Annotated in this window: 21 protein-coding genes and 1 pseudogene; 13 read left to right on the forward strand and 9 right to left on the reverse strand. The window is 68.1% G+C overall.

What is annotated here, in order from left to right:
- Positions 1-260: 260 nt before the first annotated feature.
- From WKF39_RS13255 to WKF39_RS13265, 3 genes are all read left to right on the forward strand, one after another.
- A complete protein-coding gene (locus tag WKF39_RS13255; RefSeq protein WP_162891075.1) occupies positions 261-419 on the forward strand; it encodes a DUF5679 domain-containing protein in 159 nt (52 codons plus the stop codon).
- A 153-nt stretch (positions 420-572) separates the two neighbouring features.
- On the forward strand, positions 573-1,460 hold the full coding sequence (locus WKF39_RS13260) for a hypothetical protein (RefSeq protein ID WP_340389168.1): 888 nt from the start codon (positions 573-575) through the stop codon (positions 1,458-1,460).
- Between the two features lie 27 nt (positions 1,461-1,487).
- Positions 1,488-2,882 (forward strand): AarF/ABC1/UbiB kinase family protein, encoded by a 1,395-nt coding sequence (locus WKF39_RS13265; protein ID WP_340389170.1) that lies wholly within the window; start codon positions 1,488-1,490, stop codon positions 2,880-2,882.
- On the opposite strand, the gene WKF39_RS13270 is transcribed toward WKF39_RS13265, so the two are convergent.
- Complete coding sequence (locus tag WKF39_RS13270; protein ID WP_340389172.1) at positions 2,850-4,898, reverse strand: ATP-dependent DNA helicase UvrD2; 2,049 nt, start codon at positions 4,896-4,898, stop codon at positions 2,850-2,852. The two genes, WKF39_RS13265 and WKF39_RS13270, sit on opposite strands and share 33 nt — an antisense overlap.
- Before the next feature lie 85 nt (positions 4,899-4,983).
- Between WKF39_RS13270 and WKF39_RS13275 the strand changes: the two genes are divergently transcribed.
- Positions 4,984-5,226, forward strand: coding sequence for a mycoredoxin (locus WKF39_RS13275; RefSeq protein WP_340389174.1), 243 nt, complete (start codon positions 4,984-4,986; stop codon positions 5,224-5,226).
- A gap of 175 nt (positions 5,227-5,401) precedes the next feature.
- Here WKF39_RS13275 and nudC read toward each other — a convergent pair whose 3' ends face one another.
- From nudC to moeZ, 5 genes and pseudogenes are all read right to left on the reverse strand, one after another.
- Positions 5,402-6,262: an NAD(+) diphosphatase gene (nudC, locus tag WKF39_RS13280; protein ID WP_340389176.1), complete on the reverse strand. Its 861-nt coding sequence runs from the start codon at positions 6,260-6,262 to the stop codon at positions 5,402-5,404.
- A gap of 10 nt (positions 6,263-6,272) precedes the next feature.
- Positions 6,273-9,446: an ATP-dependent DNA helicase gene (locus WKF39_RS13285; protein ID WP_340389178.1), complete on the reverse strand. Its 3,174-nt coding sequence runs from the start codon at positions 9,444-9,446 to the stop codon at positions 6,273-6,275.
- Positions 9,443-12,643 (reverse strand): ATP-dependent DNA helicase, encoded by a 3,201-nt coding sequence (locus tag WKF39_RS13290; RefSeq protein WP_340389180.1) that lies wholly within the window; start codon positions 12,641-12,643, stop codon positions 9,443-9,445. The genes WKF39_RS13285 and WKF39_RS13290 overlap by 4 nt, the downstream gene beginning before the upstream one ends.
- Before the next feature lie 175 nt (positions 12,644-12,818).
- Positions 12,819-12,971, reverse strand: a pseudogene (locus WKF39_RS13295) (MGMT family protein); the annotation flags it as partial.
- 89 nt (positions 12,972-13,060) lie between these two features.
- Positions 13,061-14,233 (reverse strand): adenylyltransferase/sulfurtransferase MoeZ, encoded by a 1,173-nt coding sequence (gene moeZ / locus WKF39_RS13300; protein WP_340389182.1) that lies wholly within the window; start codon positions 14,231-14,233, stop codon positions 13,061-13,063.
- Between the two features lie 137 nt (positions 14,234-14,370).
- On the opposite strand from moeZ, the gene WKF39_RS13305 reads away from it, so the two are divergent.
- The 4 genes from WKF39_RS13305 to WKF39_RS13320 all read left to right on the forward strand — a co-directional run bounded on the left by WKF39_RS13305 (position 14,371) and on the right by WKF39_RS13320 (position 16,944).
- A complete protein-coding gene (locus WKF39_RS13305) occupies positions 14,371-15,015 on the forward strand; it encodes a TetR/AcrR family transcriptional regulator (RefSeq protein ID WP_340389184.1) in 645 nt (214 codons plus the stop codon).
- Entirely contained in the window at positions 15,012-15,275 is a 264-nt protein-coding gene (locus WKF39_RS13310) for a DUF3107 domain-containing protein (protein WP_340389186.1), read from the forward strand. Before WKF39_RS13305 ends, WKF39_RS13310 begins: the two co-directional genes overlap by 4 nt.
- Before the next feature lie 80 nt (positions 15,276-15,355).
- Positions 15,356-15,700, forward strand: a complete 345-nt coding sequence (locus WKF39_RS13315) for a YciI family protein (protein WP_340389188.1) — start codon at positions 15,356-15,358, stop codon at positions 15,698-15,700.
- Positions 15,701-15,711: 11 nt separating this feature from the next.
- On the forward strand, positions 15,712-16,944 hold the full coding sequence (locus WKF39_RS13320) for a DUF6596 domain-containing protein (protein ID WP_340389190.1): 1,233 nt from the start codon (positions 15,712-15,714) through the stop codon (positions 16,942-16,944).
- A 47-nt stretch (positions 16,945-16,991) separates the two neighbouring features.
- On the opposite strand, the gene WKF39_RS13325 is transcribed toward WKF39_RS13320, so the two are convergent.
- Positions 16,992-17,690 (reverse strand): ferritin-like fold-containing protein, encoded by a 699-nt coding sequence (locus WKF39_RS13325; protein ID WP_340389192.1) that lies wholly within the window; start codon positions 17,688-17,690, stop codon positions 16,992-16,994.
- A 113-nt stretch (positions 17,691-17,803) separates the two neighbouring features.
- Between WKF39_RS13325 and WKF39_RS13330 the strand changes: the two genes are divergently transcribed.
- Complete coding sequence (locus WKF39_RS13330) at positions 17,804-19,210, forward strand: DEAD/DEAH box helicase (protein ID WP_340389194.1); 1,407 nt, start codon at positions 17,804-17,806, stop codon at positions 19,208-19,210.
- Positions 19,211-19,369: 159 nt separating this feature from the next.
- Here WKF39_RS13330 and WKF39_RS13335 read toward each other — a convergent pair whose 3' ends face one another.
- Positions 19,370-20,038 (reverse strand): L,D-transpeptidase, encoded by a 669-nt coding sequence (locus WKF39_RS13335; RefSeq protein WP_340389196.1) that lies wholly within the window; start codon positions 20,036-20,038, stop codon positions 19,370-19,372.
- A gap of 40 nt (positions 20,039-20,078) precedes the next feature.
- Entirely contained in the window at positions 20,079-20,855 is a 777-nt protein-coding gene (locus WKF39_RS13340; RefSeq protein WP_340389198.1) for a ParA family protein, read from the reverse strand.
- A 61-nt stretch (positions 20,856-20,916) separates the two neighbouring features.
- On the opposite strand from WKF39_RS13340, the gene WKF39_RS13345 reads away from it, so the two are divergent.
- The 4 genes from WKF39_RS13345 to WKF39_RS13360 are packed head-to-tail and all read left to right on the forward strand — an operon-like array spanning position 20,917 to position 23,884.
- Positions 20,917-21,675, forward strand: coding sequence for an SDR family oxidoreductase (locus WKF39_RS13345; RefSeq protein ID WP_340389200.1), 759 nt, complete (start codon positions 20,917-20,919; stop codon positions 21,673-21,675).
- A gap of 30 nt (positions 21,676-21,705) precedes the next feature.
- The gene (locus WKF39_RS13350; RefSeq protein WP_340389202.1) at positions 21,706-22,548 is read left to right on the forward strand and encodes an alpha/beta hydrolase; all 843 of its coding nucleotides are present in this window, start codon (positions 21,706-21,708) and stop codon (positions 22,546-22,548) included.
- On the forward strand, positions 22,548-23,162 hold the full coding sequence (locus tag WKF39_RS13355) for a sulfite oxidase-like oxidoreductase (protein WP_340389205.1): 615 nt from the start codon (positions 22,548-22,550) through the stop codon (positions 23,160-23,162). Before WKF39_RS13350 ends, WKF39_RS13355 begins: the two co-directional genes overlap by 1 nt.
- Positions 23,159-23,884: an FAD-binding oxidoreductase gene (locus WKF39_RS13360; RefSeq protein WP_340389207.1), complete on the forward strand. Its 726-nt coding sequence runs from the start codon at positions 23,159-23,161 to the stop codon at positions 23,882-23,884. Before WKF39_RS13355 ends, WKF39_RS13360 begins: the two co-directional genes overlap by 4 nt.
- Positions 23,885-23,942: the final 58 nt, after the last annotated feature.

A 23,942-nucleotide genomic window follows, 5' to 3' on the forward strand; every position in this document is an offset into this window, starting at 1 on the left:
TTGTTATCCACAGGCGTGGAAAACAGCATGGCCAAAGTGGTTGCCAGGACCCGTCCACACGCCTACGGTGAAGGCCATTCGAGGCTCCCGACGGGGTGCGCAAGGGGAAGGCAGGCTGCGTCGGGAGCCTCCTTTTCGAGCCCTGAGAGGCATGAGGCCCGCCGCGACTCGCCGGAGCCGATTACGCCCGGCTGAGCGTGAACCTGCGCGGTCACGCGTAGGCTGAGCGTGACTAGCACCACATCGGCAAGGAGGCCGCAATGTCGGAAACATGGAGTGGCGAGTTCTACTGCGTCAAGTGCAAGGAAAAGCGCGAGACGTCTGGAGAGGTCCACGTCAGTGACAAGGGCACTCGTATGGCCAAGGGCATCTGCCCGGTCTGTGGCACCAAGCTGAACCGGATCCTCGGTAAGGCCTGAGTCACCCGCGGGGCGAGAGCCTCGCACTTCCCCGAACATTCGTCGTGGCCGGTCCGCATACGCGGGTCGGCCTCGATGCTTGTGTGGGGTAGGTCGTCGGGCGCTGTGGACGGCTGGTTCGCCGGATCGGCCCTCGCCGGACACGCTGCACGCATGACCTTTCGACCTGCGATCCGTCCCGGCGCTCCCCTGCTCCGGCGCGATGCCACGCACCTGCAGGTCGGCACGTCGCCGGGCATCGTCATCGCCGATCGCCCCGGCCTGCTGCCGCTGCTGCGCCTCATCGACGGCGCGCGGGATGTCGACCGGATCACGGCGATCGCTCGCGAGTCGATCCCGGATCTCGCGATCCCGGTGGCCGAGGTGCTGGCCGAGCTGCGCATCCTCGGGGCGGTGTTCGACGCCACCCGGTGGAGTGGCGCCCGACGACGCGGACTCGACGCCGAGGCCCGGCACGTCGACCTCATCGGCGACGATCCTGCCCGATTGAGCCGCAGGCCCGCCATCGGTCTCGCGTTCCACTGCGATGCCGGCGCCCGGTCACTGGTCGACATCGCGCAGACCGTCCTCGCAGACTCCGGCGTCACGCGCCTCGACGCCCCTGACCCGGACCTGCTCGTCATCGCCTCGCGCGCGGAGCCCTCTCGCGGCGTGTTCGAGCAACCGGTCCGGCTCGGCCTCGACCACTTGCCGGTCGTCATCGATGAGGATCGGGTCCGGATCGGCCCGCTCGTCCGGCCGGGACATACGCCCTGCGTGTCCTGTCACGACCTGCATCGCGGCGACTGGGACCGGGCCTGGCCCGCGCTGGTCCACCAGCTCGGCCGCCATACGGCAGGCATGACTCCGCCGGCGGTCGACGCCGTCACGTCGCACGCCGCCGCACTCGAGCTCGCGGTCGAGGTCCTGGCACTCGCCGACGGCAGGGCGCTCCGCACTCTCGGGCGATGCCTGGCCGTGGGCCCCGAACCCGGTGACCGCATGACCTGGCAGGTCGCCTTTCACCACTCGTGCACGTGCGACCTGCTCCGCGCCGCTTGATCGCCACGCCCCGACTATCCTGAGCAGGTGCCCGACACCCCCGAGAAGGCCGATCGGCCCGCCAAGGCCAGCCCGCCCGACCAGCGCCCGTCCAAGGACCGCCCGCTCACCGGCAGTGCGTTCATGCGCACCGCTCGCCTCGCGTCGCTGCCGGTCGGATTCGCCGGCCGCACGACCATGGGCCTCGGCAAACGTATGGTCGGCGCTCCGGCCAACGTGGTGCTCAGCGAGGTGCAGCGACGTACGGCCGACCAGATCTTCAGCGTCCTGGGCCAGCTCAAGGGCGGCGCGATGAAGTTCGGTCAGGCGATGAGCATCTTCGAGGCCGCCCTGCCCGAAGAATTCATCGGCCCCTACCGCGAGACACTGGTCAAGCTGCAGGACTCGGCTCCACCCATGCCTCCGGGCACCGTGCACCGGGTCATGGCCGAGGAGTTCGGTCCCGACTGGCGCCAGCAGTTCATCTCATTCGAGGACAAGCCGGCCGCATCGGCCTCGATCGGGCAGGTCCATCGCGCGGTCTGGGCCGATGGGCAACCCGTCGCGGTCAAGCTGCAATATCCCGGCGCGGCCAAGGCGCTGACCTCCGACCTCAAGCAGATCGCCAGGCTCGCTCGCCTGTTCGGCACCCTCGCCCCGGGGCTCGACGTCAAGCCCCTGGTGCAGGAGCTGCAGGACCGGGTGGCCGAAGAGCTCGACTACAGCCTCGAGGCGGGTGCGCAGAGCGTCTTCGCGGCCGAGTTCGACGGGGATGCGGAGATCGTCGTGCCGCAGGCGCTGGCATTCACCGAGCGGGCCCTCGTCTCGTCCTGGCTCGAGAGCGACTCCTCACTGGCCCTGGTCATCACCGACGGGACCCAGGAGGAGCGGGACCACTACGGCGAGGAGTACGTCCGGTTCCTGTTCGCCGGGCCGACTCGCGCCGGAATGCTGCACGCCGACCCGCATCCGGGCAACTTCCGGATCATGCCCGACGGACGGCTCGGCGTCGTCGACTTCGGAGCGGTCGCCCGCTTGCCCGAGGGTCTTCCCGTGTCGATGGGGCGGCTGCTGCGCCACGCCGTCGACGATGAGTTCGATCTCGTGCTCGAGGGGCTGCGCGACGAGGGTTTCCTCAAGAAGACGACCGATCTCGACGCTGACACCATCGCGCGCTACATCGGACCGTTCGTCGAGCCCGCGCGGGTCGAGCGGTTCACGTTCAGCCGGGAGTGGATGCGCGAGCAGATGTTGCGGGTCAGTGCACCGACCGCGGAGGGCATGGGCACCGCGATGAAGATCAATCTCCCACCGCAATATCTGCTGATCCACCGGGTCTGGATCGGCGGCATCGGCGTGCTGAGCCAGCTCGGGGCGACGGCACCGTTCAGGTCGATCCTCGAGGAGTCGCTACCGGGCTTTGCCGATCAGCTCGAGCACTGAATCGGCATACTTCTCCAGCTTGGCCGGCCCGATGCCGGGCACCCGGGCGAGGGCATCCGGATCGGCCGGCTTGACCTCGGCGATCGACTGCAGCGTCGCGTCGGTGAAGATCACGTATGCTGGCTTGCCCTGCTCGGTCGCCTGCTCGGTGCGCCACGCACGCAGCAGCTCATAGAGCTCCTCGTCGTAGGTCGCGGGGCAGTCCTCGCAGCGACCCCGCTTGCGATCGGCAACCGCCAGGATCGTGTTGCACACGCGGCACTTGGCGACCTTGCGCTCGCGGGGTTGGCGGGCCGTCTGCCTGGCCTCGTGATCGGCGGGCAGCAGTGAGTCGAGGAACCGGGTCGGCCGACGATTGCCGCGGCCCCCACGGTTGCGCGTGACGGCCCACGAGATCATCAGGTCGTGCCGGGCGCGGGTCAGGCCGACGTAGAAGAGCCGGCGCTCCTCCTCGACGGCAGCTGGGGTGTCGGCATGGACGCTGGGCATCATGCCTTCGTGCATGCCGATGCAGAAGACCGCGTCCCACTCCAGGCCCTTGGCCGAGTGGAGGGTCGCCAGCGTGACGCCGTCTGCGGCCGGTGCGTGGGCCTGGTCGGCGCGCCGGTCCAGGTCTGCGACCAGTGCGGTCAGGTCGGCGGCTGGGTCGGACTCGATGAGATCGACCGCCATCGACACGATCGCGTGCAACGACTCCCAACGATCGCGCACGGCGCCTGCGCCGGTTGGCGGCTCGTCGGTGTGACCCATGGCCGCGAAGATGGCGCGCACCTCCTGGACCAGCTCGCCGCCACCCTCGCCGCCTCGCGCGGCCCCGCGCAGCAGCGTGACCGCCTGGCGTACTTCGGCCCGACGGAAGAAGCCCTCCACGCCCCGCAGGACGTAGGGGATGGCGTGCTCACCGAGCGCCTCCTCGAAAGCCTCGGACTGGGCATTGATGCGGAACAGGATCGCCATCTCCTTGTAGGAGACGCCCCGGCGGTGCAGGAGTGCGATCTCGCTGGCGACGGCATTGGCCTCGGCCTGCTCGTCGGGGAACCCGACGTAGCTGACCGGGTCTCCCGGCTCCTGCTGGGACTGCAGGCGTACGCCGTCGGTGTTGCCACTCCTGCTGAACACGGCATTGGCGGCAGCGACGATCTGCGGGGTGGAGCGATAGTTGCGGACCAGCTCGATGCGCTCGGCGCCCTGGTGGCGACGGGCGAACGATGTGAGGATCTCCGGCGACGCGCCGGCGAACGAATAGATCGTCTGGCGCGGGTCGCCGACGACGCAGATGTCGCTGCGCCCACCGAGCCACAGCTCGAGCAGGGTCGACTGGAGCGGGTTGACGTCCTGGAACTCATCGACCACGAACCAGCGATATTGCTGACGCACCTGTGCGGCGATGCGCTCGTCGTCGGCGAGGATCGCGGCCGTGACGAGCAGGATGTCCTCCATGTCGATGCGCCCCCGATCGCGCTTGACATCCTCATATGCCGTCATGAGGTTGGCGACGGTCCCGTGGTCGAGGTCGGCGACCTCGCGGCGCGCGGGTCCGGCCGCCGCAACATAGGCCGAGGGCCGGATGTTGGAGACCTTGGCCCACTCGATCTCCGACGAGAGGTCGCGCAGCAGCGGGGTGTCGGTGCGGATCCCGACGTGGCGACCCGCCTCGGCGACCAGCGCGAACTTCGATGCCGTGACCTCCGGGAACTCGCCACCATAGACCTGTGGCCAGAAGTAGCGAGCCTGTCGCAGCGCCGCCGAGTGGAACGTACGCGCCTGGACGCCATCTGCTCCGAGCTGCCGGAGCCGCGTGCGCATTTCACCGGCGGCGCGCGTCGTGAAGGTCACGGCGAGAACCTCGGTCGGCTTGTAGACGCCGGTCGCCACGCCATATGCCATGCGGTGGGTGATGGCCCTGGTCTTGCCGGTGCCCGCACCTGCGACGACGCTGACCGGACCGCGCAGGGCCTGCGCGACTTCGCGCTGCTCCGGGTCGAGACCCGTCAGCAGGTCCTCGGCGTCGGGCACACGGGCTCCTCGGGAGTGGGGGTTGGAATGGGCGACTTCGCATCTGTGTTGAGATGATCAGACTAGTCGTCGAAGGAGACACTCCATGTCGGGCACGTTCACGATGTACTCCACCCCCTGGTGTGGCTATTGCCACCGCCTCAAGAGTCAGCTCAAGCGCGAGGGCATCTCATTCGACGAGGTCGACATCGAGCAGGTCCCCGAGGCGGTTCAGATCGTCGAGAAGGCCAACAACGGCAACCAGACGGTGCCGACCCTCGTGTTCGCCGACGGCACCGCGCTGACCAATCCCTCCTTGGCCCAGATCAAGGCCCAGCTCGCCTCGTAGGCCCCCGCCACCACCCCCGCTGACGGGTCACTTCTTGCCCCCTGACGGGTCACCTACCGTCCGCTGACGGGTCACAAGCCGTCCGGCGAGGGCACAAACCTGTCGCGAGCCGTTGCCACACGGTGCAACAACTGACCCGTCAGGGGACAAGAAGTGACCCGTCAGCGGAGGGTTCTTAGGTCCATTTGCCGTGGATCGTCCCGCCGTGCCATTTCTGCATCAGCCAGCGGGAGATCGACACCGTGGGCGGCAGCATCAGCTCGGTCGAGCCGGTCATCTCGGTGACGTCGTCGCGGGTGAACCAGCGAGCCTCGGCGATCTCGTCCTCATCGATCACGATGTCCGAGCTCAGGGCCTCGCCGAAGAACCCCAGCATGAGGCTCGACGGGAACGGCCACGGCTGGCTGCCGGCATACGACACCTCACCGACTCTGATGCCGACCTCTTCCATGACCTCGCGGCGCACCGCGTCGTCGAGCGACTCCCCCGGCTCGACGAACCCGGCCAGGGTCGAGAAGCGACCCTCCGGCCATGCCGGCGCCCGACCGAGGAGGGCGCGGTCGTCGCCGTCGGTGATCAACATGATGACGGCCGGGTCGGTACGCGGGAAGTGGTTCGTCCCGCACGCCGGACAGCGCCGGACGTGACCGGCCTGGGCCGCCTCCGACGGCTGGCCACACTTCGCGCAGAACCGGTGGTTCTGGTGCCAGCGGGCGATTCCCACCGCGTGCACCCCGAGCGAGGCCTCGTCGGGAGCGATCGTTGGCCCCAGCGCTCGCAGGCTGACCGGCTCCAGCTCCGTGGGGATCCGGTCGACCATCACCGCGGCATAGCGGACATCGTCCTTGACCCCGAGGAACAACCACTCCCCATCCGGAGCCTCGTCGATCCCGGTCCACCGGATGCCCCGACCACCCACCGTGGCGACGTGCTCGCCGCCGATCACCATGACCCGCACATCAGGCGTACGCCACGCATCGTCCGTGCGCAGGTACGCAGACCGGTCGTGCTGGGTGCGGTCGAAGGCGTAGTTCACGTCGCCAAGGCTAGTCCGGCCCTCCGCCGCCACGGAGAAGCACCTCGAGAGCGGGGCGGTCCAGCAGCTGAGCGGCTCCGTAGCGCACCGTCCTGCCCAGCCGCACGTAGTAGAAGGCGCCGGTGACGTCCTCCGGCGCGACGCCGTTGAGCTCAGCCCAGGCCAGCCGATAGACCGACAACTGCAACGGATCGGCTGTGGCCTTCTTGTTGGTCTTCCAATCGACCACCTGGAAGCCAGTGCGGCCGTCCTCGAGGGTCGTGGCGAACACAGCGTCGATGCGCCCGATCACCTGTTGACCCGCGAGAATGATCGAGAACGGTGCCTCGATGGCGAAGGGATCTCGCTGGCCGTACTCGCCCTCACTGAACAGCCGGATGACCTCGTCGAGCTCGGCGTCAGAGTTGAGGTCGACATCTCCCTGCCCCGGCAGCTCGGCCGGGTCGAGCAGCACCTGCTGGCCGTAGTGCGCCTCCACCCAGGCATGGAACCGCGTGCCAAATCTCGCAGCCGAGGACGGGCGCCGAGGCATGGGGCGAGCCAGCTCGCGCGCGAACTTCGCCTCGTCGTCTGCGAGCCCCAGCATCGACGTAGTCGAGAACGATCCTGGGAGCGTCACGACGCGCTCCTGGGAGGCCACGGCGTCCGCTTCGGCGAGCAGGAGATCGACGTCTGCACACAGCTCGTCGAGACGGTCCGTCGCCAGCAGCGGTTGGTCGACGGCAGGTCGGTCGGGCCGATCCAAGGCCTGACGCACCGCCGCGGCCAACGCTCGGCGGCGCGCCAGTTGAGGCGGTGCCGCCGGCCAGTCGGCCCGCTGCACGGTATCGAGATGCGGATTGGTGGCACCGGGAGCGGGTGCGGGTGCCCATGTGGTTGCGTCGGAGCCACTCACGACCAGCCACTCACGAGTCGCCAGCAGGAACTCCGACGGGCCCCGCGGTTTGATCTGGGTGCGACCCCACCAATGACCCGACAGCACCAAGCGTTCCTCGGCCCTTGTGTAGGCCACATAGGCCAGGCGTCTCTCCTCCATGTGTCCGAGCCCCTTGTTGAGGCTGTCGTGGACGGAGCGGGACTCGTCGGTCCAGTCCCCCGGACCATCAGCCATCTGAGGCAGGCTCGATCGATCGCCGCGCAGGGCTGTCGGCACCGCCGACGCGGTGGTGATCCAGTTGGCGCGTCCCTGTCCGGTGGGAAAGACATTGGCTGACATGAATGGCACGAAGACGGTGTTCCACTCGAGCCCCTTCGCGCGGTGGATCGTCAGGAGCTTGACCGACTCCGCCTCCGAGGGCGTGAACACCTCCATGCCCTGGTTGTAGACCTCCTCGGCGTTGAAGTACGACAGCAGGCCCGCTAGCGAGGCGTAGCGATCACTCTCGGCGTATGTGGCCACAGCGTCGAGGAACAGGGCAAGGTTGTCGCCTGCACCCTCGACATCGCCGGCCTCCAGCTCGATGTCGAGATCGAGCACCCGGACCGCTCGTCGTGCCAGGTCAATCAACGGCTCGCTACTGTGCCGGCGCACGGACGTAATGATGCTGGACAGCTCGGCGAATCGTTGGCGGGCATCGCTGGAGTAGGCAAGATCGCCAAGATCCTCTAGGGCATCGGCCAACGCGACGATCTCGGTGGGGTCGGTGCCCTCGACAGCATGCGCCAGGTCCGCTGCCAGCGATGCCTCGGCGGCATCCTCGGATCCCACCGATCGGCTCAGCTGCGAGGCTCGCCGACCCAGCAGCGCGAGATCGCGTGGGCCGATGTTCCATCGTGGACCAGTCAGGAGCCGTAAGGTCGCCGGGTTGGCCGTGACGTCATCGACGACCTCGAGCAAGGAAACGACGTCTCGCACCTCCGGCTGTGCGAGCAGGCCCTGCAGACCGACTATCTCGAACGGGATGTGCGAGTCGCGCAGGGCTTTCACGATCTCGCCGTTCTCGGCTGCCACCCGCACCAAGATCGCTACGCTGCGCAATGGCACGGCTCCCTCCTCGCGGATCTGCTCGATCTGGCGCACCATGGCGTCGATCTCCTGGGACACCGTCGAGTGCAGCGCGACCTCGACCCGTCCGCCCGGCTCCTTGCCGGACATCAGGGGTTCGACGCTCCTGGTGACCCTGGCGTCCTCATAGAACGCCGAGATGATGTGGTTGGCGGCGCCGATGATCTCGGGCCTGCACCGATAGGTCTGGCGCAACGTCAGTCGGCGACCGAGGACACCCTCGATCGCGAAGTCGTCAAGAAAATCCTCCAGATTGCCGGTTGCGGCACCACGCCATCCGTAGATCCCCTGGGCCGGATCGCCGACAGCGGTGACCGGCAGACCCGCGAACAGGCCCACCAGCAGGTCACGCTGCGCCACCGAGGTGTCCTGGTATTCGTCGAGGAGGACGACGTCGTACTTTTCGAGCATCGAGTCACGCACTGCGGGCAGGAGCGCCAACTCGGCGCCCCACGCCATCTGGTCGGAGAAGTCCATGACGCCGTCTGCATGCTTGGCGGCCCGATAGGCGTCCACCAGCCGGCTCAGCTCCGATCGCTTGCGCGCTGTGGCGGCCGCCGTGGCCACGACCTTCTGGTCGGACAGCCCACCGTCGGCAAACGCCGTGATGAGTTCGTCGTATGCCCGTAGCGCTGCCGGTGTGACGAGATGTTCGGAGAGCTCGGAGTCGAGCTTCATCGCATCGGGCACGAGCCGCGGGACGTAGGTGGTCACGAGGTCGAGCGGTCCCTCGAACGACTCGATCGCCCGAGCAAAGCGTTGGAATCGCGACGCGTCGGTGACCACGCGAAGGTCGGGCTCGATGCCCAGTCGCAGTCCGTGCTCCGCGATCAACGTACCGGCGAACGCGTGATACGTCGACGCCGTGACCTCACCCCAGCCGGCCTCGGCATGGTCGACGCCCAGCAGCTCGAGGCTGGACCTGATGCGCTGACCCAGCTCGGCAGCGGCCTTATTGGTGAACGTGAGGCCGAGTATCCGCTCGGGCGGGATGCCGAGGTGACCGACGAGCCACACCACGCGCGCCGCCATGACGGTGGTCTTGCCCGAGCCCGCGCCGGCGATGATCGCGCTCGGAGCATCGAGGCCCAACGTGATCGCATCGAGCTGGGCGCGCGAGAACTGACGGTCGAGAAGGTCGACCAGATGCTGCTCGTCGCGCACCAAGGGCACGATCATGACTTCTCCTCGATCAGGATCGACGCGCCCTCGTCATGAGCCGGACAGATCCGTTTGAACTCGCAATAGCCACACGCATCACCGACTGTTGCGGCAAACTCCTCAGCCCCGATCAGGCGGACCGCCTCACTCACCTGCTCGAGTGCTGTGGTGGTGCCCTCAGGAGCGCCCGGCTGGGTGCGTATGGCTGCCGTCTTGGTGCCGGTGCGGAGATACACCAGTTCGGCACCGGCCGAGCGGGCGGCCGGAGCGATGTCATCGGTACCGCCGGCCTCAACCGCCAGCTGGTAGACGCCCAGCTGCGCGTTGGAGGCGGCTTCCTTGACGGTCACGGCGGACTTGGATGTCTTGAAGTCGACGACATGTATGCCATCGTCGGCGCGCTCCACGCGGTCCATCGAACCCGTGAACCTGGCCTCTCTGCCGTCGACGTCGAGCGTGACATCGAACTCGTGCTCGACGGCAAGCACCTCGCGGGGGTTGGATCGATGCCATTGGGCGAACTTCTCCAACGCCTCGACGGCTTCTCGACGTTCGCGCAGGCTGATCCAGGGCGCCAGCCCCAGTGCGTCCCACACGGCATCGAGATGCGACGACAGCTCATCGACATCCGGCTCCACTCCGCTGCGAACGGCTTCGGCCGCAAGTGCGTGGACGATGGATCCGAAGCCCTGCGCCGCCGATGTGCCGCGGTCGCCCTTGGCCTCGTGGCCGGCGAACCATTGCAGCGCGCACTTGCTGAGCGTGTTCATCTGACTGCCGGACAACCGCAAGGGCTCCGCCGGATCACGCACGGGTATGTCTGTCGCGGTGCGTTCGGACAGCCCCCACCAGCGGTCGGGGTGAGCAGACCGACCTGCGGGATGCTCGGCCACTCGGGCCAGCTGGGCCGCGACTCGCTCACGTACAAACTGGTCGTCGGTGGACTCGCCGATCCGACGCAGCTCGGCGATCGCGCCACGGACCGAGAGGGATCGTTGTGGCCGGGGCTGCGCCTCAGGGAGGCTGCGGATGGTGGCACCGGAGAGAAATGCGTGCAGCTCACCCACGAAGCGGGAAGGCTGATCCCCCTCGTCTGAGCCGCTGGCGACCGCCGTGACGACCAGTCGAGCCTTGGCCCTGCTGCAAGCCACGTAGAACAGGCGCCGCTCCTCCGCCACCGCGGCCCAGGGCGAAGGAGGCGGCAGCACACCGTCGGCTGAGAGACGATCACCTTGCAGCAGACTGCCGCGGGTTCGCAGGTCCGGCCACTCGCCGTCCTGGACGCCCGCAACGACCACCAAAGGCCACTCCAGCCCCTTGGATCGGTGCGCGGTCATCAGCTGTACCGCTTCGCCTGCGTCGCCGCTCTGCGCGATCGAGCTGGCCGGGATCTGCTGCGCCTCCAGGGCCCGCGCGACCTCGGCCACGGACCGGTGTGCCTCGCGCTCCTCGGCACGTGCCGCCTCCGCGAACAGAGCGCACACCGCGTCGAGATCGTGACTGGCCCGGGCGCTGCCGTCCCCGTCACCCTCAGCCTCCGCCTGCAGCCGCGTGGGCCACCGCGTGCCGTCCCAGACGGTCCACAGCACCTGTTCGGCGGGCTCACCCGCCGTGATCTGGTCGGCGGCCATCCGCAGCAGATCGCTCAGCTTGGCCGCGGCCTCGGCAGCCCGGGCCGGCGGACCCTGCACCTCTAGGGTCACAAGGCGCACCGGATCGCCCAGCGCCTCGGCGATGAGGATGCGTGAAGCCCGCGGGGTCTCTCCGTCCGCGGCGTCGGCCCGGCGGAGAGTGCGGCCGAGTCGTCGCACACCGGCCGCATCCAGATGACCCAGTGGGCCGGTGAGCAAAGAGTGCGCGACATCAGGGGTGAGCTGCTCGCCACGGCTCAGGGAGTCTGCCGCGTGCAGGGCAGAAAGCAGCGCACGTACGGCCGGTTCGACCGCGAGCGGGAGCTCGTCGCCGGCCATCTCTACCGGCACGCTCGCGGCGACCATGGCCCGCTGCAGCCGCATGAGGTGGGCACCGGAGCGCACCAGGACAGCCATGTCGTGCCACGGGACGTGGTCGTGCAGGTGTGCTTCGCGCAGCATCAATGCGATGTGCTCGCACTCGGCGGTGGGCGTCGAGTAGGTGTGCACGTCTGCGACACCGGGGTCGTCCACCTTGCTCGAGGGGTTGCGTAGTGCGGCATATGCCGTCCCGTCGACAGCGCCGAGTGCACCCCTGTTGTCGACGATCGACCGCACCGCTGCAGCGATGTTGGCGCCGTACCGATTGGTGTAGCCCAGAGTGAGCCGCGGGGCCGGAGCTGTACCCGTGCCGAACATCTCGGGGAAGTCGACGATGCCGCGCACATCGGCGCCACGAAATCCGTAGATCGACTGGTAGGGATCGCCCACGACCACGAGGTCGCGACCATCGCCTGCCAGCGCTTGCAGGAGCTCGACCTGGAGAGGGTCAGTGTCCTGGTATTCATCGACCACGACCAGGGCGAGCTTGGATCGCCAGCGGTCGCGGACTTCGGGGTCCTTGAGCGTGTTGACCACCGCGAAGATGAGATCAGTGTGGTCGATCGTGTTGGCCAGGGCTGCCACAGCGGTGACCTCGTCGAAGAACCGAGCGGCTGACCTCCAGTCGTCCCGATCGACCTTGGCTGCCACGTGGGCAAGATCGGCATCATCCATGCCCAGCGCGCGAGCCGAGGCGATGAGCGATCGGAGCTCCGACGCCAGTCCGAGTGTGCGCAGCGCCGGTCGCAGCACCGCAGGCCACAGCTCGGCATCCACCCCCGCGAGCACCTCGGCGATCATCGCGTCGTTCTCGGGAGCGCTGAGCAGCCGTATGGGGTTGGCGAAGTCGGTGGGCGACTGCTCGGCGCGAAGCAGGGCGTAGCAGAACGCGTGGAAGGTCATGGCCGGCGTCGTGCTCGTCGTGCGCGCGAGGCGACGGGCGATGCGGGAGCGAATCTCCTGCGCCGCCTTGCGGCTGAACGTGAGGACCAGGATCTGATCGGGACTCAGGCCACCGTTCTCGACCCGATCGACCACGAGCTCAACGAGTGCAGTGGTCTTGCCGGCGCCGGGACCGGCCAGCACCTGAAGTGGTCCACCGGGACCGGAGGCGAAGTGATCGAGCACGGCCTGCTGGCTGTCGTCGAGCACCGGAGGGGTGGTCGACGCGGCATCGGGCCGGCGCAGGACGTACTCGGGCATGACCCCATCCCACCAGACAGGGCGGACAGTCAGTCCTCGAACCGCCAGAGCGCTCGAACATGTCCACAGCCGAGCCGTTGTTGCGCATCGGAGTGTCCTCCAGCGCGTAGTGCTCCTGGGCGCCCACGCCGTGCGACAGTGGCAAGGAGCCATCTGCCCGCACGACCCGCCACCACGCAACGGCGCCACCCTCGAGGGCCATGACGCGGCCGACCTGTCGCGGGCCGCCGTCCTCCAGAATCTCGGCGATGATCCCGTACGACAGGACCTGGCCGGGCGGGATCTGCTCCACCAGGTCCAGGACCCGATCCGCGAAGTCACCCCTCATGCCAGCCACCCTCCCCGCTGGGCGTGACGCTTTTGAGGCCGGGTGCGGCGTGTCGCATCAAAAGTGTCACTCCCAGCGCAAGGGAAATGTCAGTACGTGGGCTGGCTCGGGTCGATCTGGTTGACCCATGCCACGACCCCGCCGCCGACGTGGACCGAGTCCTTGTAGCCGGCGCCCTTGAGCACCGCCAGCGCCTCGGCCGAACGTACGCCTGACTTGCAGTGCAGGACGATCTGCTTGTCGCTGGGCAGCTGCTCGAGTGCCTTGCCGTTGAGGAACTCGCCCTTGGGGATCAGGACCGAGCCCGGGATCTGGTTGATCTCGTACTCACCCGGCTCGCGCACGTCGACCAGCACGAAGTCACGGCCGCCGTCGCCTCGCTCCTTGAGCCACCCGTCGAGGGTCGTGACCGAGATCGTCGAGTCGGCTGCCGCATCGGCGGCCTCCTCGCTGATCGCGCCGCAGAACGCCTCGTAGTCGCTCATCAGCGCCGTGATGGGCTCACCGGTGGGATCGCGGCGGATGTTGAGGGTCGAATAGCGCATCTCGAGCGCGTCATAGACCATCAACCGCCCGATCAGCGGGTCGCCGATGCCGGTGATGAGCTTGATCGCCTCGGTCACCATGATCGAGCCGATCGAGGCGCAGAGGACGCCCAGCACGCCACCCTCGGCGCACGACGGGACCATGCCCGGCGGCGGCGGCTCGGGATAGAGATCGCGGTACTGCGGCCCCTCCTGCGCCCAGAAGACCGACACCTGGCCCTCGAAACGGTAGATCGAGCCCCAGACGTAGGGCTTGCCGAGCAGGACCGCCGCATCGTTGACGAGGTAGCGCGTCGCGAAGTTGTCGGTGCCGTCCACGATCAGGTCGTACTGGGCGAAGATCTCGAGCACGTTGTCGGTGTCGAGCCGCTCGTTGTGGACGATCGTCTTGACGTATGGGTTGGTCTCTGCGACCGAGGCCGCGGCCGACTCCGCCTTGGGCTTGTCGATGTCGGACTGCCCGTGGATGATCTGGCGCTGCAGATTGGACTCGTCGACCACATCGTCATCGATGATGCCGAGCGTGCCGACTCCGGCGGCAGCCAGATAGAGCAGCGCGGGGCTGCCGAGGCCACCGGCCCCGATCACGAGCACCTTGGCATTCTTGAGCCGCTTCTGGCCTGTCATCCCGACGTCGGGGATGATCAGGTGACGGCTGTAACGGCGTACCTCGTCGATGGTCAGTTCGTCGGCGGGTTCCACGAGTGGGGCGACCACGGGTTCTCCTCTGTGCAACTGATGCGGTGCAAACGGTTCTGGCGGCATAACACCGCGTCCATGGTCCATTGTTCCCCGGCTGCGCAACGCCTGCGCCGCCCGTCCGTATATCGGGAACGACCGACTACGCTGGGCACGTGACTGAAACCACGCCGCTGCGTCCGCGCACGAGCCGCCTACCGCGCACTGCGCGGCGCGCCCAGCTGCTCGATGTGGCGCTCGAGGTGTTCGTCGAGCAGGGCTACCACTCCGCGTCGATGGATGAGATCGCCGAGCGCGCCGGGGTCTCCAAACCCGTTCTCTATCAGCACTTTCCAGGCAAGCTCGACCTCTATCTCGCGCTGCTCGAGACGTCGTGCGACACCGTGATCGCGGGCGTCAAGACCGCCCTTGCGTCGACGACTGACAACCGCAAACGCGTACGAGCGACGATGGAGCTCTGGTATGACTACGTCGCCGACCAGGGCGCAGCCTTTCGGCTCGTGTTCGAGTCCGACCTGACCAGCGACCCCTCCGTACGCGAGCAGGTCGACCGTGTCATCGAGGAATCGGCGGCGGCGATCGCCGAGGTCATCCGCGAGGACACCGGGCTGCCGATCGCGGCCTCGCACCTGCTGGCGGTCAGCCTCGTCGGCATGGGCCACGTCGGCGCACGCAACTGGCTGTCCCAGGACTCCAGCCTCACCCGAAGCGAAGCCGTCCAGCTCGTCGCCGGCCTCGCCTGGCGCGGCATCGGCGGATTCCCTCGCAACGAAGACGACAACACCCAAGGAGATGAGTGACCGTGGAGGTCAAGATCGGCGTGCAGTACGCCGCCCGTGAGCTGTCCGTATCAACCGAGTCCGCCCCCGAGGCGGTGCTCAAGGCTCTCGACACCGCGTTGAAGGACGATGCCGTCTTCACGCTGACCGACGACAAGGGGCGTACGGTCGCGGTCCCGGCCAGCAAGGTGGCCTACCTCGACTTCACCTCCGACGCCGCACGCAAGGTCGGCTTCGGCCTCGCGGCGAGCGAAGCCGTCACCGCCGCCTCCGCCACGTAGTCCTCGCCTCTCGGTCGGATCCGGCTGGTCCCGTTCGTCGTACTCATGTACGACGATGAAGACCTGACCGAGGAGCTGAGATGAAGTACATGATGTTGGTCGTCGCCGATCCCGACGCGCGCGACGAACCCCAGGACCCCGCCGTCGATGATGTCGAGGACTGGGTCGACAAGCACGATGCCAGCGGCCGGCGGGTCATGGGCGAGCGACTGCGACCGCCCGAGTCGGCCACGACGGTACGTCGGCGAGATGGCAAGCTGCTGGTCACCGACGGGCCGTTCGCCGAGTCACGCGAGTGGATAGCCGGTTTCGACATCCTGGACTGCGCGGACCTCGACGAGGCCATCGCCGTCGCAGCGGCTCATCCGATGTCCGCCGGCGGCACCCTCGAGCTGCGGCCGTTCTGGCCGTTCGACGAGTCCTGAGAGGTCGATGCATGGGCGACGGTGGGGGTTCGGCGGAGGAGGTCCGTCGCGCCCTCGCCGGAGCCGTGGCAGAGCAACGTTTGCGCATCGTCGCCTCGTTGATCCGTACGACCGGCGACTGGGACCTCGCGGAGGACGCAGTCTCCGACGCCGCGGAGCGCGCCCTGCTGACGTGGCCACGCGACGGCATCCCGGACAACCCGGCCGCCTGGCTGACCGCCACGGCGCGGCGGCGGGCGATCGACGTCCTGCGTCGCGCAGCGGTCGAGCGGGGCAAACTCGCCGACCTCGCCGCTACGGAGCCGCCCACCGACGACGCAGGGAGCGACGACATGCTTCCGATGACCGACGATCGGCTCCGACTGATCTTCACGTGCTGCCACCCGGCGCTCTCCCTGGAGGCGCGTGTCGCGCTGACGCTCAAGGTCGTCTCGGCGCTGCCGACGGATGCGATCGCACGGGCGTTCCTGACCTCCGAGGCCACGATGAGCCAGCGCCTCCTGCGGGCCAAGCGCAAGATCGCCCACGCCCGCGTCCCCTACCGAGTCCCGTCCGACGAGCTCCTGCCGGAGCGCCTCGAGGGCGTGCTGGCGGTGCTCTACCTCGTCTTCGCCGAGGGCTATGCCACGACGTCCAGGACCCTCGCCGACGAAGCGATCCGGCTCGGCCGGCTCCTCGTCGAGCTCATGCCCGACTCGGACGAGAGCCGCGCCCTGCTCGCCCTGATGCTGCTCCAGCACTCGAGGCGCGACGCCCGGGAGGTTGCCGGTGAGCTGGTGACGCTCGAGCAGCAGGATCGCACGCGCTGGGACCGTGACGCGATCGACGCCGGACTCGCACTGCTGTCCTCACGCAGCGGTGACCGCGGCGCGTACGCCGTGCAGGCCGACATCGCGGCGGTCCATGCCACTGCCACCGCGGCCGAGGAGACACGGTGGAGCGAGATCGTGGCGCTCTACGACGAGCTGCTCGCCCTCGCGCCGTCCCCGGTCGTCGCCCTCAACCGGTCGATCGCCGTCGGTATGAGCGACGGTGCTCTGGCCGGCCTGGCGGCGCTGGACGCTGTGGCCGAGGATCCCCGGCTGGCTGACCACCACCTCGTCGCCGCGGCCCGCGGTGACCTGCTGGCCCGCGCCGGACTGCCCGACGAGGCATTGGTCGCGATCCAACGGGCGATCGAGCTCGCGCCGACTGCTGCCGAGCGACACCAGCTCGAGATCCTCGCCGGCGACCTGCACCCCTGACCCGGGGGGCGGGGTCAGGCGGCGTCCACGTTTCCGCGGGGGCGGGGTCAGGCGGCGAGGCCGAGCTTGTCCATGCGGGCGGCATGGGCCTCGGTGATGCGGGTGAACATCCGGCCGATGCCGGCCAGGTCCATGCCGGGGTGGTCCACCCCACCGACCAGCACGGTGCTCAGCGCGTCCCGCTCGGCGACGACCATCTGAGCCTGGCTCAGCGCCTCGCCCATGAGCCGCCGGCCCCAGAGGGCGAGGCGCCCGCCGACCCGGGGATTCTGCTTGATCGCGCTGCGGACGGCATCGATCACGAACTCCGAATGACCAGTGCCGCTCAGCGTGTCCAGCACGAGCGCCCGGGTGTCGGTGTCGAGATAGGCCGCGATCTCACGGTAGAAGTCTGCTGCCAGACCATCGCCGACATACGCCTTGACGAGCCCTTCGAGCCAGTCCGAAGGGGTTGTCTGCAGGTGGAAGCGGTCGAAGGTCGCCGCGAACTCTTGCATCGCGGCGTTGGGATCCTCGCCGAGCTCGACGAGCCGGTCACGGAGCTTGACGAAGTGGCCGAACTCCGCCGTCGCCATGGCCACGATCTCGACCTTGGTCGTGAGGTCGGGCGCCATCGTGGCGTCCTCGGCCAATCGCTCCCAGGCGCTGATCTCGCCGTATGCGAGCAGGCCGAGCAGCTCAACGACCCCGGTGCGGTAGACCGGATCGTCGAAGGTGGAGGGGGGCGGAACGTCCTTGGAAGCCATGACTGAGCAGCGTAGCGCGGGCTCAGCGCCGCCAGACGATAGACTGACTCCAGAAAACCCACGAGTCTCAAGAATTCGAGAAGACCCTGACTACGTTCAAAGATCTGGGCGTCATGCCCGAGATCGCCGACGCATTGATTGATGTCGGCATCGAGAACCCATTCCCGATCCAGGAGATGACCCTCTCCGTCGCCCTCATGGGCACCGACCTGATCGGCCAGGCACGCACCGGAACCGGCAAGACGCTCGCCTTCGGCATCCCGCTCATCCAGCGCACCGTCGCGCCCCATGACGCCGACTACGACCAGATCGTCGCCGGCAAGCCGCAGGCGCTGATCGTCGCGCCGACGCGTGAGCTCGCGATCCAGGTCGCCAGCGACATCGCGGTTGCGTCGAAGCGCCGCGGCACCCGCAACCTGACGATCTATGGCGGTGTCCCCTACGAGTCGCAGCTCGACGCCCTCACGTCCGGCGTCGACATCGTCGTCGGCACGCCGGGACGCCTGCTCGACCTCGCCAACCGCGGCGCGCTCGACCTCTCCCACGTCAAGTCGCTCGTGCTGGACGAGGCCGACGAGATGCTCGACCTCGGCTTCCTGCCCGACGTCGAGTCGATCCTGGCCAAGACTCCCGAGACCCGCCAGACGATGCTGTTCTCGGCCACCATGCCCGGCGCGATCGTCGGGCTGGCCCGCAAGCACATGCGCCATCCCATGAACATCCGCGCCGAGTCCGGCGAGGACAACCAGATGGTCCCGGCGACGGCGCAGTTCGTCTGGCAGGCACACGAGATGGACAAGGCCGAGATCGTGGGCCGCATCCTGCAGGCCGACGATGTGGGCAAGGTCCTGATCTTCACCCGCACCAAGCGCACCGCGCAGCGTGTCGCCGACGAGCTCGTCGACCGCGGCTTCCCCGCCTCGCCACTTCACGGCGACATGGCGCAGCCGGCTCGCGAGAAGGCGCTGATCCGCTTCCGCGAGGGCAAGATCAACATCCTCGTCGCGACCGACGTCGCCGCACGTGGCATCGACGTCGCCGGCATCACGCACGTCATCAACTACAACTGTCCCGAGGACGACAAGACGTATGTCCACCGGATTGGTCGTACGGGTCGCGCCGGCGCCTCCGGCATCGCCGTCACGTTCGTCGACTGGGCCGATCTGGTGCGCTGGAAGCTCATCAACACCTCGCTCGGCCTGCCGTTCGACGAGCCCCAGGAGACCTACTCGACCTCCGACCACCTGTTCCACGATCTGGGCATCGATCGTGACGTCAAGGGCCGGCTCAAGGCAGCGGCTCCGCGCGAGCCCAAGAAGGACGACTCCCGCGGCGGACGCGGCAATGACCGCGGCGGTCGCAGCGGTGACCGTGGCGGACGCGGTGGCGACCGCAACCAGCCCTCGCAGCAGTCCTCAGCAGGCGCCGGCGACAAGCAGGCCGAGGGTGGACAACGCCCCCGTCGCAATCGCAACCGCACCCGCTCGCGTGGCGGGGCGCCGGTCGCCAAGACCGACTGACCCTGGGGTCGCCCACCCCCCCCCGTACGCTGACGGTGGGGGTACCTCCCGCTTGCGGGGGACACTTCTCGTCCAGCGAGGGGTCAGATGTTGCCCCGTCTTGCCGCGGAAAGTGACCCGCCAGCGCACGGAAAGTGACCCGTCAGCGGGGGGGGTTGGTCAGGCGGTGACGACGACCTTGGTGCCGATCGGTGCCCAGTCCCACAACGCGATCGCATCCGGCATCCACTGGCGAACGCAGCCGGCCGACAGCGGCGTGCCGAGCTCGGCCTTGGTCTGCTCGAGCTCGCCGTTGTTGTAGCGCGGGACGGAGTGGAAGCCGATCGGCGCGCTGAACCCTGTGGTGAATCGCACGAAGTACTCCATCGTGCCGCTGCCGTCGAAGGCTCCGGCGTGGCGGGTCTTCGACTGCACGGCGTATGTCCCGGGCTGAAGGTTGTTGAAGCGGCTGCCTGAGACCCGGTAGGTCCGCTCGACCGCTCCGTCCTCACCCACGAGCCACACACGCTGATCACCCTGGTCGAACACGATTCGCCGGCCGCTGCCCGAAGCGGCAGGCACCTTCGCGACCGTGGTGACGCTGGCCGCCGCCGCTCGCGGCTTGGGGGTGGGCGTCGGCGTGGGGATCACGATCGTGTCGATCCTGGCCTTCGCGATCGCGGAAGGGGCAGCCGATCCGACGTCGGCTGACGCAGGGTCGCTCTTGAGCTGGGGGACGACCCCCACTGCGGTCCCCCCGACCAGGATCGTGACGCCGAGTGCCAGGCCGAGCACGCCGACTCGTCCGCGACGGCGGACCATACGGCGAGACGCTTTGTGCTTGGACACTCACCCATCCTAAGCCGAGGAGTGAGAACGGGCCGAGAGCCTACTTCTTCTTGCCTGTCGCCAGCATCCCGGCGGCGACCTGGCGGTAGGCCTCGGCACCCTTGTGCGTACGCGCGGTGGAGAGCACCGAGCGGCCGATCGCCGGCGCTTCGGCGAACCGGATCGTCTTGGGGATGGGCGGGGTCACGATCGGCAGGTCATAGGTGTCCCGGATCGCCTGGAGGACATTCTGCGCATGCTTGGTACGCCCGTCATACATCGTGGGCAGGACACCCATGATCTCCAGCGAGGAGTTGATGAACTGGCGGACGTCATGGATCGTGTCGAGCAGCTGGCCGACGCCGCGGTGCGACAACGTCTCGGCCTGGAGCGGGATCAGCACTTTTTGTGCCGCCGAGAGCGCACCGACGGTCAGGACACCGAGGGTCGGCGGGCAGTCGATGAGGATCCAGTCATAGTCATCAGCGACCTTGTCGAGCGCGACTCGCAGTCGCTGCTCGCGACCTGTGCGTCCGACCAGGCTCTCCTCGGCCTGGGTCAGCGTGATGTTGGCCGGCAGCAGGTGCATGCCGTCGTCGGTCACGACGATCGCGTCATCAGCCTGCTTGGTGCCGAGCAGCACCTCGGCGATCGTGACGTCGAGGTCCTCCGGATCGATGCCGAGGGAGAACGTCAGGCTGCCCTGAGGGTCGACATCGACCAGCAGGACCCGCTGCTTGAGCTCGGCCAAAGCCGCCCCGAGCGACACCACAGTGGTCGTCTTGGCGACGCCACCCTTTTGATTGGCCACTGCGATAGTCGTCGTCACGGTCGCCATTGTGTCATCCGGATGACCGACCGCGCTGCCCGCTCATGCATGCGTTTGGCATGCTTGGCCCATGACACGTCGTGCGCTGGTGACCGGGGCAACCTCAGGGATCGGCAACGCGTTCGCCAAGGAGCTCGCCAGGCGTGGCTATGCCCTGGTGATCGTCGCCCGTACGACCGAGCGACTCGAGACCGTGGCTGCGCAGCTGCGCAGCAAGCACCGTGTCGAGGTCGACGTCGTGACGGCCGATCTCGCAACCACTGAAGGCGTACGCGCAACCGTCAACATGCTGACCGACACGACCCGGCCGGTCGACCTGCTCGTCAACAACGCGGGCGCCTCGCTCGCCGGCTGGTTCGGCACGACCAGCATCGCCGAGGAGGACCGCCAGCTCGATCTCCTCGTACGCGCGCCGATGCACCTCATGGACGCCGCGATCAAGACGATGGCCGGCCGTGGCGGCGGCCAGATCATCAACGTCTCGAGTGTGGCGGCATTCACCCCCCGCGGGGTCTACTCCGCGCACAAGGCCTGGCTGCTCAATCTCTCCCAGTGGGCCGACGTTCACTACGCCGACGTCAACATCACGGTGCAGGCACTGTGTCCGGGATTCGTGCGCACCGAGTTCCACCAGCGCGGAGAGATGGACGTCTCCGGAGTGCCCAAGTGGATGTGGCTCGAGGCCGACAAGGTCGTCGCCGCCTCGCTCAAGGACCTCGGCAAGGGCAAGTCGGTCTCGATCCCTTCCCTGCGCTACAAGCTGCTCGCCAGCCTCGCGCAATACCTCCCGAAGGGTCTCGTCACGCGGATCGCGAAGCGCGGGCGCTGAGGTGGGCGAACGCCGACGGCTGACGGCCGCATGAGCGTCCCGCGCTCCCTCGAGCTGCCCACGGGGGTTGAGGCGATGACCCTCGACACCGACCGCGGCCCGTTCGCGGCGCATCTGTCGAGAGTCGATGCCCCCCGCGGTCACGTGCTCCTGATCCCGGGCTGGACCGGGTCCAAGGAAGACTTCACCCCGGTCCTGCCCCTGCTCGCCGCGGCAGGGCTCGACTCCACGACGTATGACCAGAGGGGACAGTACGAAACCCCCGGCGCGCCGGCCGACGACTACTCCCTCGAGGGGTTCGCCACCGACGCCCTCGCCGTCCACCGGGCGACAGGTCACCCGGCCTCACATCTGCTGGGCCATTCCTTCGGTGGGCTCGTCGCCCAGCAGGCAGCAGTGGACACGAGCTCGGCCTGGCTGTCGCTGAGTCTGCTGTGCACCGGCCCGGGCGCCCTTGGGGACACCCCCAGCCGTCCGCTTCGCCGAATCGCCACCGCGATCGGCAAGATTCCCCTGCTGCAGATCCACCAGCTGCGCGAGCAGGGCGTCAAGCGACCCGCTCAGATCACCGCATTCCTCGCCCGCCGTTTCACCTCCAACGCGCCTGCCTCGCTGCAGGCCATGACGCACCTGTTGATCGACGCCCCCGACATCATCGACGACGTCGCCGCGACATCCCTGCCGTGCTGGGTCGGACGCGGGGCCGATGACGACGCGTGGCCCCACGACATACAGGCAGCCATGGCCCAGCGGCTCGGCACCGACGTCCACGTCGTCGGCGATGCCGCCCACTCTCCCGCGGTCGAGAACCCGCAGGGGTTGGTCGACGCCTGGTTGCCCTTCATCGAACAGCACACCTCGGAGGCACGCTGATGGCAGAGTTCACCCGTGGGTTCACCGGCGGCGCCCGCCGCGGCGGCGACCAACGACTGCCGCCGGGTCAGTACGACACCGGCAGCGGTTGGCCCGTGCTGTCCGCCGAGCTCGCCCCCACGATCGATGTCGAGACCTGGTCGCTCACGGTCGACGGCCTGGTCGAGGAGCCGGCGACATGGGACTGGCAAGGCATACACGCGCTGCCCGCGTCGACCTACACAGGTGACATCCACTGCGTCACGACGTGGTCGAAGTTCGACACGACGTTCGCGGGCATCAGCGTCGACTCGCTGCTCGACACCGTCCGGCCGCAGGCCCGGGCCACGCATGTCATGGCGACGGCGGCGACTGGCTACACGACCAACCTGCCACTGGACGACATCACCGGGGGCAAGGCCTGGATCGTGTGGGAGTTCGATGGCTCGCCGCTGACGACCGAGCACGGCGGGCCAGTGCGCATGCTGGTGCCGCACCTGTACTTCTGGAAGTCCACCAAGTGGATCACCCAGATCACACTGATGGACCATGACGAGCAGGGCTTCTGGGAGCGCAACGGCTATCACGACCGTGGCGACCCGTGGCTGGAGCAGCGCTACCAAGGAGATCCGTGAGCGACAGCCCGCCGGTGGCGGTCGCGAGCTCGTGGACGACCGGCACGGTCCGAGAGGTCGAGCGTCTCGGCGAGACATATGTCCGCATACGGCTCGAGGTCGCAGACCGCTCCGACCATGTGCCCGGTCAGCACTACGTCGTACGCCTGCGCGCGCCCGACGGCTACACCGCCCAGCGCTCCTATTCGCTGGCCTCCGATCCCGCGGACCCCCTGATCGAGCTGATGGTCGAGTGCCTCCCGCGCGGCGAGGTCTCCGGATTCCTGCACGATGTCGTCGAGGTGGGCGATGAGCTCGAGCTGCGTGGGCCGATCGGCCGGTGGTTCGTGTGGGGCGGCTCGGTGCCGTCGATATGTGTCGCCGGTGGCTCCGGGGTGGTGCCGTTCATCTCGATGCTGAGGCACGCCAGGCGAACGGGGACGGCCGAGCAGCTCACGATCGTCGCATCCACGCAGACGCGGTCCAAGCTGCCCTACGTCGAGGAGCTCGAGGAGTTCGGCGCGTTCATCGCCCTGACCCGCGAGAACCACATCAATTCATACGGTGTGGAGCGCGTCGCCGCCCATATTTATCCCGATGAGCTGGCCGAGCTGGCTACCGGCATCGAGCGAGCGTACGTCTGCGGCTCGGCCGGCTTCGTGAGCTTCGTCGGGCGCAGCCTTGGCGAGGCCGGCGTGCGAAGCGACATCGTGCGCGTCGAGCAGTTCGGCGCCACGAGCTAGCCCAAGATCCTAGCCTCGGCGCATCATCAACCGACGGTCTCGCTGTCAGCACCGTTGC

Origin of the sequence: Aeromicrobium sp. (genome assembly GCF_037719875.1) — a bacterium.
Lineage (GTDB): Bacteria > Actinomycetota > Actinomycetes > Propionibacteriales > Nocardioidaceae > Aeromicrobium.